General features: G+C 67.9%; 11 protein-coding genes and 1 pseudogene. 5 read left to right on the forward strand and 7 right to left on the reverse strand.

Features of this window, described 5'->3' with window-relative positions; all coding sequences use genetic code 11:
- Nucleotides 1-96 precede the first annotated feature (96 nt).
- A complete protein-coding gene (locus tag ACYQ1H_RS14430) occupies nt 97-396 on the forward strand; it encodes a hypothetical protein (RefSeq protein WP_460028747.1) in 300 nt (99 codons plus the stop codon).
- A gap of 108 nt (nt 397-504) precedes the next feature.
- On the opposite strand, the gene ACYQ1H_RS14435 is transcribed toward ACYQ1H_RS14430, so the two are convergent.
- Nucleotides 505-3,675, reverse strand: a complete 3,171-nt coding sequence (locus tag ACYQ1H_RS14435; RefSeq protein ID WP_460028748.1) for a PAS domain-containing hybrid sensor histidine kinase/response regulator — start codon at nt 3,673-3,675, stop codon at nt 505-507.
- A gap of 423 nt (nt 3,676-4,098) precedes the next feature.
- Here ACYQ1H_RS14435 and ACYQ1H_RS14440 point away from each other — a divergent pair, with 423 nt between their 5' ends.
- The 3 genes from ACYQ1H_RS14440 to ACYQ1H_RS14450 all read left to right on the forward strand — a co-directional run bounded on the left by ACYQ1H_RS14440 (nt 4,099) and on the right by ACYQ1H_RS14450 (nt 6,230).
- Entirely contained in the window at nt 4,099-4,932 is an 834-nt protein-coding gene (locus ACYQ1H_RS14440) for a hypothetical protein (protein ID WP_460028749.1), read from the forward strand.
- 235 nt (nt 4,933-5,167) lie between these two features.
- A complete protein-coding gene (locus ACYQ1H_RS14445; RefSeq protein WP_460028750.1) occupies nt 5,168-5,662 on the forward strand; it encodes a peroxiredoxin family protein in 495 nt (164 codons plus the stop codon).
- 133 nt (nt 5,663-5,795) lie between these two features.
- Complete coding sequence (locus tag ACYQ1H_RS14450; RefSeq protein WP_460028751.1) at nt 5,796-6,230, forward strand: GlcG/HbpS family heme-binding protein; 435 nt, start codon at nt 5,796-5,798, stop codon at nt 6,228-6,230.
- Nucleotides 6,231-6,281: 51 nt separating this feature from the next.
- Here the strand turns inward: ACYQ1H_RS14450 and ACYQ1H_RS14455 are convergent, their stop codons facing one another.
- The 6 genes from ACYQ1H_RS14455 to ACYQ1H_RS14480 form a co-directional block, all read right to left on the reverse strand.
- Nucleotides 6,282-6,728, reverse strand: coding sequence for a YbaN family protein (locus tag ACYQ1H_RS14455; protein WP_460028752.1), 447 nt, complete (start codon nt 6,726-6,728; stop codon nt 6,282-6,284).
- Between the two features lie 21 nt (nt 6,729-6,749).
- The gene (locus tag ACYQ1H_RS14460; RefSeq protein ID WP_460028753.1) at nt 6,750-9,152 is read right to left on the reverse strand and encodes a P-type ATPase actuator domain-containing protein; all 2,403 of its coding nucleotides are present in this window, start codon (nt 9,150-9,152) and stop codon (nt 6,750-6,752) included.
- Entirely contained in the window at nt 9,139-9,333 is a 195-nt protein-coding gene (locus ACYQ1H_RS14465) for a hypothetical protein (RefSeq protein ID WP_460028754.1), read from the reverse strand. The genes ACYQ1H_RS14460 and ACYQ1H_RS14465 overlap by 14 nt, the downstream gene beginning before the upstream one ends.
- A 45-nt stretch (nt 9,334-9,378) precedes the next feature.
- Nucleotides 9,379-9,936: a hypothetical protein gene (locus tag ACYQ1H_RS14470; RefSeq protein WP_460028755.1), complete on the reverse strand. Its 558-nt coding sequence runs from the start codon at nt 9,934-9,936 to the stop codon at nt 9,379-9,381.
- A gap of 51 nt (nt 9,937-9,987) precedes the next feature.
- On the reverse strand, nt 9,988-12,720 hold the full coding sequence (locus ACYQ1H_RS14475) for a heavy metal translocating P-type ATPase (protein ID WP_460028756.1): 2,733 nt from the start codon (nt 12,718-12,720) through the stop codon (nt 9,988-9,990).
- A gap of 122 nt (nt 12,721-12,842) precedes the next feature.
- Nucleotides 12,843-13,190, reverse strand: coding sequence for a hypothetical protein (locus ACYQ1H_RS14480; RefSeq protein WP_460028757.1), 348 nt, complete (start codon nt 13,188-13,190; stop codon nt 12,843-12,845).
- 367 nt (nt 13,191-13,557) lie between these two features.
- Between ACYQ1H_RS14480 and ACYQ1H_RS14485 the strand changes: the two are divergent.
- Nucleotides 13,558-13,991: pseudogene (locus tag ACYQ1H_RS14485) on the forward strand (transposase); the annotation flags it as partial.
- Nucleotides 13,992-14,158: the final 167 nt, after the last annotated feature.

Genomic DNA, 14,158 nt, shown 5'->3' on the forward strand with positions numbered 1-14,158 from the left:
CCACCACCCCCCCCCCCCCCCCAGGTCGTGGGTATTGGGGTGGGGGTGAGGGTGTGTGCTTTTCCGGTCTCGGCCACACAGGGCTTGTGGGCGGGTTTGGTCTGGAGGCCCCCCCCCCGGCCGTCGCCCACGGCCCTGCGCCTGGCCCGCGCCCTGCTGGACCAGGGCGCGGGCGGCGGGCCAGACCATGCGCTGGTGCAGTGGACGGAGAGCCGACCCGCCGAGCTGCGCGAGGAGAACCGGCAAGCCGAGCTGTTCGTCGCCATCGCCGGCCCGCACGGCGACGTCGTCGAGCAGCGCCTGCTCGCGGGATCCTGGCCACGCAAACGGGATTCGGCGGCGGCCTTCAGCCTGGACGCGCTGCGCCGCTTCCTGGCATCCCGGAGCAGCCGCTGAGAGGGGCGCACCCGCCATCGCACGGCGGAGCTTCGGGCTGACGGGGGTGCCCGGGCACGGGTGCAAGCATCCGGGAGGCCGGGGGCGCCGATTCCCGTCCGGCCGGCTTCATGTCCCGGGGGCGTTCCTGCGTGTCCCCGCATGCTGGCGCAGGAGCGTCAGCATGTGCGCGAGATCGATGGGCTTGGTGAGAAAGTCAGTCATGCCGGCATCGAGGGCCGCCTGCCGCTCCTCGGGCAACACTCCCGCCGTCAGGGCTATCACCGACAGCCTCTGCAGGCCGGGGTGGCGACGTATCGCCCGGGTCGCCGTCAGCCCATCCATCACCGGCATCTGGATATCCATCAAGACCACGTCAAAGTCGTCCGGCCGCCTGCCGAGCATGTCCAGAGCCTGCTGGCCATGGGCGGCCGCATGCGTGACCACGCCTGCCTGCGTCAAGGCCCGCTCCACAACCATGCGGTTGATGGCGGTGTCATCCACGACCAGCACGCGCAGCCCGGCCAGTTCGTCCCCCGCCGGATCCGAGGCTGCGGCCGGTGCGGGTGCGGACGGTTCCCGGCCAGCCGGGGTTTCGCCCGGGGCACGCTCGAACGGTAGCTCGAACCAGAATACGCTCCCGACCCCGGGCTGGCTGTCCACGCCGATGTTGCCGCCCATCATCTCGACCAGGCGCCGGGTAATCGACAGCCCCAGCCCGGTCCCGCCAAAGCGGCGGGTGATCGTGCTGTCCGCCTGCGTGAACGGCGCGAACAGGTTTGTCATGGTCTCAGGCGCCATGCCGATGCCCGTATCCCGGACCTCGAAGCGGGCACGGACCCGATCGATTGACCATCCGACCGGCTGCGCCCGGATGAGCACCTCCCCCTGCTCCGTGAATTTGACGGCGTTGCCCACCAGGTTGTAGAGGACCTGCTTGAGCCGCAGGGCATCGCCCAGCCATCCGCCCCGCAGTCGTGCAGATGCCTCGAGCCGCAACCCGATGCCCTTCCGGTCGGCGCCCACGGCCACGATCCTGACGACCTCGGTCAGGGTCGAACCCATGTCGAAAGGCTGGACATCCAGGGTCAGCTGGCCCGCCTCGATCTTGGAGAAATCGAGTATGTCGTTGATGATGCTCAGCAGGGACTGGCCGGCGGCCAAAATGTGCTCGACGATTTCCTGCTGGTCCGGCGACAGCGGTTCGCGCTGCAGGAGCTGGGCCATGCCCAGGACGCCGTTCATGGGCGTGCGAATCTCGTGGCTCATGTGCGCCAGGAACCTGGATTTGGCTGCATTCGCGGCATTGGCAAGAGCGGTACGCTCCGCGACTTTCCGCTCCAGCGAGGTGTTGATGTCCAGGATTTCCTGCTCCAGTGCCCGGCGTTCGGTGACATCGATCAGCACGCAATGGGTCCGCTGGAAAAGGCCCTGCCCATCCCGCTGGATGTAGCCGACGATCTGCACCAGCAGCGGCGTGCCATCGCGGCGGCGCAAGCGCAGGTCGCTGGTGATGGCGCCGCTCGCCATGAAGCGGCTGAACGTGGGGGCAAACAGGCCGGCAGAATCGGTGTCCCAGAAATCGCCGAAGCACAGCCCCAGCATGTCCTCGGGATGCTCGAATCCCAGTAGCTCGGCCATCTTGTCGTTGACGTCCACCCAACAACCCTCGACATTCAGGGACTGATAGGCGATGGGCAGATGCAGGAACAACATCCTGAAGCGTGCCTCGCTCTCGCGAAGCTGCTCCTCGGCCTGCCGCCGCTGGGTGATATCCATGCTCAGACCGGACATGTGTACCGGGTATCCTGCGGCATCGCGGACGATGTCGGCCCGGACCTCGATCCAGCGCGTCTCCCCGTTCGGCAGCACGATCCTGTGGTCCAGGTTCAGGGGAACAAGCGCGCAGGCCGCCTCGATGGCCTGCTGCTCGATCGTCTGGCGATCCTCGGGATGGAGACGCATCCGCCATGCGGCCCAGGTATCAAAATCGTCACCCGCGGCGGTCGGCTCGACGCCGAAGAGTTCCATCATCTCCCGGGACCAGACGACCTTGTTGGAGACCAGGTTCCAGTCCCAAAACCCCACATTCGCCGCCCGCGACGCCAGTGAGAGCTGGGACAGCAGGCGGCGCTCGGCGAGCAGCGCGGAGGCCAGACGCGACATCAACAGGACACCGAACACCAGCAATACCCCGGTTATCGCATAGGTGGCCCAGTAGACTCCCTCGAATGAGCTTCTGCCGCTGAGGCGCAGCCAGTCCAGAACGGAAACCACCAGCAGAACGGCGTAGACTCCCGCGACCACGACATGCATCCCGCGCCGGGAGCGCCGTGTCCAGACGACCATGGCGGCCAGCAGCGCGAGTGCGAAGACCAGGGGCGGCAGGTACATGATCGCCACTGCCCAGCGGTTGTTGCCGCTGATCCAGGTCACGAGCGGCATGAGCGCGGCATAGGCAAGGACGGTCCGTGCAACCGGACCTCGGGCGCGGTCGAAGAACGCCAGCAGCATCAGCAGGAGCAGCGGCGCGGTCAGCATGTGGGAGGAAAAAACAAACCAGCTGAACCACTCGAAATCCACCAGGGGCGATGTCACGAGGATGTTCAGGTTGCTCAGGGCGTTGGTGATGCTGCACAGCCCGAACCAGAGATACAGCCGTTCCGAGCGGAGGATCCAGCTCACCGACAGAGCCAGGCCACCGAGGGACACGGCTACCCAGGTCAACCCCCGCAGCAGCTCGACCTGCCAGAGCCACTGCCACAGGTACGGCCCCTCGGCGAGCGCCCGCGCGACACCGATGCGTACCGGCGATAGACCGTTCATCTGCCGGTCATTGGCGTAGATGTCGAATTCGAGCGTATTGGTTCCGGCCTGCCAGAGCGCCACGGGCGGGATGAACAGTTGCGGTTGATGCAGGCAGCGCAAATCGCGCAGTTCGCCGACACCGCAGGCGCCGAAGGTGACGCCGTTCAGGCGGACCCGTCCGGACAGGCTCAGCTTGCGGACGTAGATCCCCAGCGGCGCCGTTGGCACGGAGTCCAGGTCGAATGTCATACGGTAACGGACTTGTCCCCCGGCCGGCGGAAAATCCTCCGCTGCCAGCAGGTGGGGCAGGCTTACCCATTTTTCCCCGCCCAAGCCTGATAGCCAGACCCGATCCCGGATCAGGATGTCCTTTTCCGCGCCGATGGCTGCCCGCGCCCAGCCGAGACAGGCGATGGCCAGGATGCAGCAGACCACCAGCCAGACGGAGGTTCTCAGCCGGTGCCAGAACGGAGTTTGTGTCGCGATTGCCATGGTGTCGCTGCCTGATGCCAGTCCCGCCTCGGCGCCGCCCGGTCGCCACGAGGGCATTCCCGACGGCATGCGGGGAAATATCTCCTTGCCGAGCATCGGCGGTAATTCTCCCACGCCTGCATGCCGGGCAACCCGGGCGTCAAGGCAGCCTCGCCGGTCGCGACAGATGGCAGCAGAGCAACCGGAACTTTCGCCTCCCGGCGTCTGACCTAGGCCGGCGAAGCAGTCGATCGTGCGGGGATTTCAGTACCCGCGAATTCCAACATAATTGGATCGGAGCATGGCCAGTCCAGCGGCGATGAAAAATCGAACCCATACCATCGGGACAGGCCGTGCGAACGCTCCCGTCAAGCGTCTGCCCGAGCTGCCGGTGAAGGTCCTGAAGGTGACGGTCGTCCCTGGTGTTAGGCGGTACAAGGCAACATGAACGCAAAAGGCCCAACGCTTGCCGCATGGCTCGCGACCATTCTGGTGTCTGCCCCCGGCACTGCGGACCATTCGCCCGAGCATGCCACGGGCAATCTGCTGTACGACATCCAGAACCCTTTCGTCTATATCCCTCGAATCCAGTTCGAAAACCACTTCGACACCGGCGCGGGGCCCTACGACGCCTCGACCTACCGCCTGCGGATGCGACCGATCATTCCGGTCGACCTGACCGAGGATATCGGTCTCAGAACCCGCACGACCTTCAACATGACCTACCAGAGCGCCCTCTATCCCGGCGGTCCCAACCAGCTGGGCTTTGGCGACATGGATCTGGAATTCTACCTGACGCCTACCCGCTCGCTGGCGCACGACACGCTGATGGTCGGCTTCGGTCCCTCGGTACACATACCGACCGCCACGCAGACCCTGATCGGCCTCCGCCAATGGGGCCTGGGCGCCACGGCGGCGATCGTCTGGCAACCGTCGACAATCTACGCGCTCAAGGGCTGGACCCTGGGCTTCAACGTCAACCAGTCGTTCGGGATCGGCACCGGCGGCGGTACCCAGGCGGCAAGCCTGCTGCTGCTGAATCCCGGCATCTCCTACACGCTGGCGTCGGGTATCGCGTTCAACCTGTATTCCGAATCCTTCTATAACTGGAATGGCGATCAGTGGACGGTACCCGTCAACCTGGCCGTCAGCACCCTGTTCGCCCCGGGCGGGCAGAATATCGTGGTGACCCTGGCCGGTCGCCACTACGTCGAGCGTGGCCTCTGGGATCCCCAGTGGGGCGCGCAACTGAACTTCAATTTCCTGTTCCCGCCGTAAGCCCGCCAGCGCGAACCTTGCCCGGGTCGCCCCGGGCAGGGCATGAAGCGCCCCGGCAACCGCCACTCTCGAGCGAAGGTAAGCCGTCAGGGCTCCGCCAGCGGGGATGCCGCGCTTGCCGGATATAGTATTGGTTCGATACCATATGATCTCACTTCGGAGAACCGACATGATTGGGAACGATCCTCTGGCCCCGACGCTTGACGTCGCCGAGTGGGTAAACACCGCAGGCCCTGTGAGCATCGAGGCGCTGCGCGGGCGTGTGGTGGTACTGCAAACCTTCGAGGTGCTGGCGATGGACGGCGTCAGCCATGAATTGCGCCAGGCGCGCGCCCTGCACAGCCAGCTGGCAAGCCAGGGCGTTGCCATCATCGGACTGCACACGGCCTGCCCGTCCCACCAGGCGCTGGAATCGCTGGCGCTGAGGGACTTCCTGCAGGACTACCGGTTCCGTTTCCCGGTCGCGATCGACAGGGCGGTCCCGCAACAGGCCATACCGAGCACGATGCACGCCTATGGCCTGCACTCGGCGCCCTCGCTGGCCATCATCGACCGCGCGGGCCGCATCCGGCATCGCGCGCACGGCCGCGTCGAGGATCTCCAGCTGGGCATCTGGCTGGGCCGGCTCCTGGCCGAAGTGCCGGCGCCCTGGCAGGCGATCGACGCGGAGCCTGGCCTGCCGGGTCGCGACCGCCGACAGCAGGCGCTGCTGCCGGCGGCCTGTGCCTGACCGGCGCGGCAGAAAAATCCGCTGGACATCCGTGCGTCCGCCTGCTGCCATGTAGCGCCCGCCGGCCTGGCCAGCGCCACCGAGCCGCCAGCCAGCAGCGTTTCACCATCGACAAACCGGGAGGACAACCGCCATGCACGTTACATTCGAAGACGCTCAAAAGGCCGTTGAGGCCGCGCTGACCAAGGCCCGCGCCACTGGCACCCAGATGTGTATCGCCATAGTGGATTCGGGCGCCGAACTGAAGGCTTTCGCCCGCATGGACGATGCCTGGGTCGGCAGCGTCGACATCGCCATCAAGAAGGCCAAGACGGCCTGCTTCTTCGCCATGCCCACCGGTCAGATCGGCGCGCTTTCGCAACCCGGCGGCCCCCTGTACGGTATCGAGCACTCCAACGGCGGCCTGATCACCTTTCCCGGCGGGGTGCCCATCGTCAACCGGGACGGCGTCCTGATCGGCGCCATCGGCGTCAGCGGCAGTTCCGTGGAAAACGACCACCTGGTCGCCACTGCCGGATCGGAGGCCATCGGTGTCTCGGCGCTGCCGGATCATCCCTGGCGGACCTGAACCATCGCCCGGCTGCGCGGACAGCGCCAGGGCCGGGCCCGACCGGACCGTTCAGGGCTTGCCGCCCGTCCGTGGGTAGCGCTTCTCCAGGTCGTCGAGGAAGCGGTTGATCTGCCGTATGCTGCCCTTGAAAGCCTTGGGCGAATGGCCGGCAAGCCAGCGCTCGGCGCGACGATTGGTCCAGGGCCAGAGCATCAGTCCGCCGAGGACGAGAAAGGGCGTGCCCAGCACACCCGGCATCACCATGCCGACCACGCCGGCCGTGAACAGCAGCCAGCCCATGTCCCGGGGCAGCTTCTCGATGCGCCTGACGGTTTCCTCGTCCAGTTCCAGGGCCACCAGGTTGTGTTCCAGCGCTTCCTCTCGCGCGGCATCGTCAGACTTCGCCGCCGCCGGCTCGGCCGCCCCGGATGATGCGACAAGCCCGGCAGGTTTCCGCTGGCCGGTGGGGGCGCGGGATGGACGGCTGGATCGGGATTCGGGCGTGTTGCTGCTCATGTGGTTGGACGGGATCGGGCATCAGGCAGATGCGGGGAAATGGGGTATGGCGCGGCCCCGGGCCATGTCGGGCCGGTCCGCCAGGGTCCGCCGCAGGCCGCGGTCGACGTTCAGCACGCCGATATTGGCGACGATGCCCGAGGTGATGCCGTTCAGCACCCCGCCAAAACCGCCGGCGATGCAGAGAAGATTGGGGATGCTGGCCAGGCGGGTGTTGCGGATGATGTCGGCATCGTGGGCGCGGGCCAGCGCCAGCCAGTCGGCCAGCCGGCAGCAGGAACCGTCCAGCGCGACCACGTCCGCCGGCATCGGCCCCGCCGCCAGGGTATCGGTGGCCACCGTGGCATGCGCGAGGGACGCCAGCCCGGCCTGTTCCCGCAGGCGGCCCGCCAGCAGGGGTTTGACGCCCCGCCGCCGCAAGCCTTCCAGGAAGCGCATCCTGCCGGACAGGTCCAGGTTGCCGCCATGGAGCTCGATGCCCAGGCTTGCGGCCAATTCGCCCGTCCGCGCTTCCGGCGCGGAGGACAGGAGAAACACGGGCAGGCCCAGGGCTTGCAGGCGCCGCACGGTATCGGCCAGTAGCGGCGCGGGGGCGGGCCCGAACCGCAGCTCCGCGACATCCTGGCCGTCCACGGTCACGCGCAGGGTGGGCCATTCATCAGCACCCCGCCGGATGCACAGCGCCAGTTCCCGCTCGCCCTGCCGCACGCGCACGCCATCCGCCGCCAGCGCCAGCAGTTCCGGCTGCCGCACCACCAGGTTGCGGGCACGGCAGGCCTCGGCCAGCACCACGGCCCAGTCGCCACCCAGGTAGAGAGCGGCGCCAGCCGCCTGGCACAGCAGGGCATCGCTGTCCGGCAGGCGACTGCGGATCCCGGTCAGTACCGGACGGGTGTCCGCCAGCCGGGGATCGTCGCCGTCCAGGACGACGAAATCGCATTCGGCCAGCCGGGCGATGGCAGACGGGTTCTGCACCAAGGCGCCGGCCACCCGCATCGCCCGCATCTGGCGGAGAGTCAGCAACGGCACGGCCAGGGCGGGCCCGCTGATCCAGTCCTGATGCAGGATGGCGCCGACCGTGATGAGATCGCCCGCCAGCCAGCCGACGCCGGCCGTGGCCAGCGTGGGCAGGGCGGTGCTGTCGGCCAGCTGTTCGCTCCTGGCCCTGAGCGCCGCACTGGCGGGAATGACGGCGGCAGCCCCGGCCATCGCCGCGCCGATGCGGGCGGCGCGGGTGTCCGCCCCAACCCGCTCGGCAACCATCTCCAGCGAACCGGCCAGCACCCGCGAACCGGCCAGCACGGCATCGCCGGGCAGCTTGCGCAGGGCGGTCGCGGCACCGGTCATCCAGCCCTCGTCCACCAGCGCCATGCCGGCGCCGACCTGGCCATCGGCAGGCACAACGGCGCCGGCGACAACCCGGACCGCCTGCCCCGGCCGGATGGCCGGCGGGGCGGAGCCCTCCCCTGCCCGGCCACCCGGCAGCCCGGCGCCTTCGGCCACAGGCCCCGCGACCTCGACCAGGCTGCGTGTCTCGTCCGCCAGCTGGCGACGCCAGCGGCGCTGCCAGTAGCGCAGGGACCAGTCCGTCAGGGCGAAAGCCAGCACCTGGCCGGTGACGATGGAGCAGGTCAGCAGCGCGGTGTGGAAAAGCGGCACGCCGACCTTGCCCCGACCGAGCTGGGTGGCGGCATCCCGGACCACGCCCAGATGGGTGGTGACGAGGATGCCCGCGGCCACCGGCGTGGCCACCGGCAGCAGCAGCTCGCCGAGGGCGCCCAGGCCCACGCTGGCATTGGCCGTGCCCATGGGCACATGGGCGGGATCGGCCACGGCAGCGATCGGGTCATGCTCGCAGCAGACCGTTTCCACCACCCGGAGCAGGCGCTCGGCCGTTACCCGGGCGGGACTATAGTGGACCCGCAGCAGGCCGGCCGCGTCGTCGATCGTCACCGCACGCACCCCGGCCAGACGACCGAGCGCCTGACCGAGACGAAGGCTCAGGGGATTGGCGGACCCCGCCAGACAGGCATGGCGCAGCTCCAGCCGATCCGGCCGCTGGGTATCGATATCGAGCGAGATCACCTGTCCCCGGCAGCGCAGCAGGCGAACCGCCATGTGCGGTTGCCAGTCGGGCAGCAGCGGATCGGCCAGCGCGCCGTCCTCCATGCCGACGGCCCGGGCCAGCCGTTCAAGCCAGGCCTTGCGCTGTCCCGGCTCGGCCCGGTAGCGAATCCGGGCACTGCCATCCTCGGGCTGGATGGCAAGGCTCAGGACACCGTCGACGGCCAGGGCCCGCCGGGCGAAAAGCCGTGCCCTGGCATGCGTCTCCGGGCCGAAGATGGCGGGATCGCGCAGGCTCAGCACCTGGCTGGCCAGCCGGACGTCCGGCGCCGTGGCGGCCACGGACTCAGCCGCCGGCATAGGGCTGCAGGATGCCGTTGGCAACCAGTGTGTCGAGATCGGCCACCAGTTGCCGGTCCTCGGCATCGAGCACGTTGTAGAGCTCCCGCAGCCGCTTGCGGCGCTGGCGGATTTCCAGGGCGATGGCCGCCACGAGAACGATACCGAACACGGTCGTGATTGCTTCACCGATGGAATTCATGCGGGGTTCCTCCGGAGGATGGAAAACGGGATCGACGGCACCGGCTCAACCCGCCACCAGGGTTTCGGAACCGTTGCGCAGGACCTCGATGGCGCCCTGCAGGCCGTCGCGATGTAACTGCTCCCGGATGTTCTTCTCGATATCGGCGCTCTGCCGATGCCGGGCCAGGAAGTTCAGGAAGGTCTTGAGCACCTCCAGCGCCTGGGCGGGATCGCGGATCATGCCGAGATTCAGGTGGAAGCCGTGATATTCCCCGTCGCCGTGCAGGTGACCGGCGCGGAGGTCGCGCGCCAGCAGGATCGGGTCCTTGCCGATCAGATGCGGGTGCTTCTTCAGCATCTGCCGGGACTGCGCGGGCGTCAGCACGAACAGGGGGTCGTCCTGCTGGTACTGCGTGATCATGTCCAGGTTGCGGCGGACCAGTTCCGGGACGGGTCCGTCCCAGCCGCTGTCGATGAGAAAGAAGTGGAACCGGGCCCGGTCGGCGGCCGTCTCGGCCAAGGCGGACCCGACGGGCGATTCGGGCGTCACGGGCATGGGTTTCGGCCTGATCAGGCGGCGGGTTCGCCGGGCCCGGGTCAGGGTCTTGTCTTCGTCACGCATGGGTCTTGCTCCTGAGGGGATCGCGCCGGGCGTGCCGGCCGCAGAACGGGATTACCCGGCCGCCTTGCCCCGTGTCGTGCGCGGTCTGCCACGAACCGGCAGCTTGCGCGGCGCGGGCCTGGCCGCGACATCCGGCGGCACCGCCGGCGCGGGACGCGATTCCGCCGCCGACGGCGGCGCGGCCCGATCCGCGCGATCCGGCATGGCCGGGACGGCCGTGGCTTCCGGGAACGGGGCGCCGCCAGCGGACGCCTTGATTTCCATCTCCAGCAGATGCCGCCGCTCCGCCTCCAGCCGGGCCACCTCGCGCATCGGCCAGACGCCGTTGACCAGCGCGCCGATGGCGGCGACATTGTTGGTGAGCACCGAGGCGCCGACCCCAAAGCCGAGAGTGAACACGCCCGCCACACAGGCGATGTTGGGCGCCAGGATCATGCCCCAGCTGCGCTGGATGTTGCGGTCCAGCCGCAGGGCGATGTCGCGCAGCTCGCACAACTTGCCCAGCCCCTGTTCCAGGAAGACGATGTGCGCGGTATCGGTGGCGATCGAGGTGGCACCGCGCAGGGAGATGGAGACGTTCGCCTTCTTCAGCGCGATCGAATCGTTGATGCCGTCACCGACGAAGCAGACCTTGCGGCCCTCCTGTTGCAGCTTCTCCACGTAATCGGCCTTGTCCGCCGGCAGCACCTGGGCGAAATAGCGGTCCATGCCCAGCTCCTCGGCCAGCTTGCGGGTGGGTGCCTCGTGGTCGCCGGAAATGATCGCCAGGTGCCGGATGCCGCGCTGCCGGAGACCGGCGATGATCTCCCTGACCTCGGGCCGCAGCGCGGCACGCAGTTCCAGGGCGCCGCCGAGTTCGTCGTCGATGGCGACCATGACCATGGTGTCGCCGTCGTTGTGCACGGCCTCCAGCTTGCGATCCACGGCCGGCGGGATGGCGATGCCTTCCATCTCCATGTAGCGGCGACTGCCGACGCGGATGACCCGACCATTGACACCGACGCGGATGCCGTAGCCCACCTGGTACTGGGTCTCGTCGGTGGCCGGCAGCTCCAGGCCCAGTTCCTCGGCCCTGTGCAGGATGGCCAGGGCGATGGGATGGTGGAACTTGCGCTCGGCGGCCGCGGCATACAGCAGCACGGTTTCCGGCTGGTGGCCGTTGGCGGTGACGATGTCGCCGACTTCGGGGCGTTCCCGCGTCAGGGTGCCGGTCTTGTCGAACAGCACGGTGTCGATCTCGTTCATCAGCTCCAGCGCCCGGCCATCCTTGACCAGGATGCCCTTCTGCGCGCACAGCGCCAGCGAGGACAGCATGGCCAGCGGCGCCGCCATGCGGATGCCGGTGCCGAGATCGCTGTTGAGCACCGCCACACCGGCGAAGGGGCCCAGCGTCGAAAAGGCCAGCCCGCTGACGGCCAGGGTCGGAATGACCGCCATGTCGGCCAGGCGCTCGCCCTTGTGCTGCGAGGTCAGCTTGTAGCCGGCGGTGTCGTTGAGGATCTGGCTGATCTTGGCCGAGGCCGTCTCGCTGCCGGCCTGCTCGACCGACACGAGGATCTTGCCGGCCACCAGGACGGTCGAGGCATAGACGCGGTCGCCCACGCCCCTCTCGGCCGGCGTCGACTCGCCGGTCAGGGCGTGCTGGTCGATCATCGCCATGCCCTCGACGATGTGACCGTCGACCGGCACCATGTCGCCGGTATGCACGGCAACGATGTCACCCTGCCCGACCTTGTCCAGCGACACCTCAATCTCGACGCCGTCCCGCACCAGCCAGACGAACCGCGGCTGCTTGCCGAAGGCATTCAGCAGCATCTTGCGCGAGTTGTCCTCGGTGCGCTTGACCAGCAGGCGGCCGAAGGACAGGCACCAGCACATGACCGCGCCCGGCAGAATCTGCAGGGTGGCGAGGCAACCGACCACCACCAGGGAGTCAAGCACGTCGACGCCCAGCCGGCGTTCCTTGAAGAGCACTTCCCAGGCCCCCTGGAAGCTCGGGATGGCGGTGTAGGCGAACAGAGCGGCCGCCACCGGCATCAGCGGCGGGAAGGCAAACTGCGCCGCCGCCGCCACCGGCAGCGACACGCTGCAGATGGCGAGGTCCAGATCCAGCTTGTCCAGCGCTTCCTGCTGCTCGGCACTGGCCAGGGCGCCGTCGACGATCTCGATGATGCTGGTCCAGTCAAGCCGCCGGGGATCGTAATCGACCTGTACCGTGCAACGCAGGGAATGCGTCTTGTAGCGGTCGACGCCGAGCACGCTCATCAGCTCGCGTTCGATGGCGTCGCACAGGCCGCTCTTGCGGTAGAGCACGGGATTCTTGAGCCGGATCGTCCCGGTACCGCGGGTCACCACCTGCCAGCCGGTCACCAGATGCCGGTGGCGATGGTAGCGAACCACGCCATGACGGTCGCGGGCCGTGACCAGCGGCGACACCACCGGCTGCACCGGCGACTGACGGCCGGCAACCGGTTCGGCGGGAGCATGTTCCTCCGACGCCTCCTGCAGGCAGTCCGCCAGCCGCCCCAGCACCTCGCGCGCGGCATGGCGGCCGGCATCGTAGTGCAGGTCGACCCAGTCCCCGCCAGTGGCTGGCAGGGTCAGCCCGCGCAGTTCGCCGGCCCTGAAAATGCGCCGCAGGAAGCGTTGCAGATCGGGCGACGCCTGGTCACCGAACAGCTGCCTGTTGTGGAGGCGGAGGACGCCGGGATGCGGCAGGCGGATGGAGACCTCGGCGGCAGCCGCCGGAGCAACGGAATCGGTCATCGGGGACTGGACAGCCATGGTGATTCAGGCAGGCATGGGAAAGGCAAGGCCGGAGATCCGCTGCGGCAGCGACAGCGTCACCCCCGCCGGAAAGGCCCCGGCGCAACGACGGGACGGGGCGGCCGGGCCCAACACCGGGCTCACGAGCCCGGGGTCGTCTCGTCAGTGGCGGATGGCGTCTGCCTGGCCTCGTTGAGCGCCTCGATGGCGGCGCGACCACCATCGATGAAACCCTCGACGATCGGGTTCTCCTGGGGTATCGAACGGGCCACGAACACCGTGGCATAGACGATGCCGTAGGACACCATGTAGGAACTGGTATAGGCAAACCGGGACAGCGATTGCGAGACCCCGCTGCCCGCCTCGCTCAGCCGCTCGCGGGCACGGCCGGCATCCTCGGAGGCATTGTGAATCGCATCGCGCATGGCGTCGGAAATCGAGCGCAGCGGATCATTGTCGGTCGTGTCGGCGGTCGCGGCCTTGGCCATGTCGTACTCCCTGGTCGGTATTGATTCGGTAGGATTCGCTAACCCTTGGGGCGCCAGCCGGACTGCATGTCCGGCGGGATAGTCACACCCGCTGATGGGGTTGAGCCAACACCATCCAGGCGGCAGCCGGCGGGCCTTTTGCATGGCAAGCTAACACAGGCCCAAAAACGCTGTCTACCGGCAAATGTCGGCCCTCATGGCCGACTATGGACGGCGGGAATAGGAACAGGATTCCAGCCTGACATTCTGTTATCGATACGCCACGAACAATCTTTCAGAAACTCCCACCCCATGCCGGGACGGAGGCATCGGTCATGCCTTGAGGGGCTGGATATCGCCGTATCGGCCTGTTTTCCGGTAGCCGGGCGACAAGGCCATCGCCCACGCTGCCCGCGAAGACGCCCGCAGCAAACGCCGGAGCCGCTTCCCGGCCTTGGCCCGACCACCGCCAGCGCACGGCTCGCCAGCCTCGGCGGCGCGCACGAATTCGACAACGGTCGCCAGCTTCCCGCATGGATCGGACGGGTTCCTGGGCAATACAGCAGCGGTGGCAACGCCAGACTGGGGCGCGGCACCAGGGCTGGTGACAACTACCTCTGCAGTCGCCTGGTCATGGGAGCCAGAGCCACTCTCAGCGGCCTTGGCGACCAGCAGGATCGCTTCAGCCACTGGGCGCGCAATCTGGTTGAACGACACGGCGGCTGGAAGGCGGTAGTTGCCCTTGCCGCGACGAAGGCACGGCTGGCGTGGGCGGTGCTGCGTTACGGCGAGGATTTTAGATTGCACAAAAAAGCCGCCTGAACCGCCGACAAAAGCGTCTATGGGAACGGTAACGGAAAGGCATGTATGTGCGCCGCCGGAGGCGGCCAGGCATCACCCGTGCACGACAGGCGTTGATGTGAAGCGGGTTGGACCCGCGCCGGGAGCGCCTGATTCGCGTCAAGGGGAGAAGGTAGTCGGCCCTGATG

The organism is Methyloparacoccus murrellii (genome assembly GCF_054657115.1).

What these genes read in the sequence shown, in the direction of transcription:
- ACYQ1H_RS14435 (WP_460028748.1), bottom strand. Translation starts at nt 3,675, where the DNA reads ATGGCAATCGCGACACAAACTCCGTTCTGGCACCGGCTGAGAACCTCC.
- ACYQ1H_RS14440 (WP_460028749.1), top strand. Translation starts at nt 4,099, where the DNA reads ATGAACGCAAAAGGCCCAACGCTTGCCGCATGGCTCGCGACCATTCTG.
- ACYQ1H_RS14450 (WP_460028751.1), top strand. Translation starts at nt 5,796, where the DNA reads ATGCACGTTACATTCGAAGACGCTCAAAAGGCCGTTGAGGCCGCGCTG.
- ACYQ1H_RS14455 (WP_460028752.1), bottom strand. Translation starts at nt 6,728, where the DNA reads ATGAGCAGCAACACGCCCGAATCCCGATCCAGCCGTCCATCCCGCGCC.
- ACYQ1H_RS14460 (WP_460028753.1), bottom strand. Translation starts at nt 9,152, where the DNA reads ATGCCGGCGGCTGAGTCCGTGGCCGCCACGGCGCCGGACGTCCGGCTG.
- ACYQ1H_RS14465 (WP_460028754.1), bottom strand. Translation starts at nt 9,333, where the DNA reads ATGAATTCCATCGGTGAAGCAATCACGACCGTGTTCGGTATCGTTCTC.
- ACYQ1H_RS14470 (WP_460028755.1), bottom strand. Translation starts at nt 9,936, where the DNA reads ATGCGTGACGAAGACAAGACCCTGACCCGGGCCCGGCGAACCCGCCGC.
- ACYQ1H_RS14475 (WP_460028756.1), bottom strand. Translation starts at nt 12,720, where the DNA reads ATGGCTGTCCAGTCCCCGATGACCGATTCCGTTGCTCCGGCGGCTGCC.
- ACYQ1H_RS14480 (WP_460028757.1), bottom strand. Translation starts at nt 13,190, where the DNA reads ATGGCCAAGGCCGCGACCGCCGACACGACCGACAATGATCCGCTGCGC.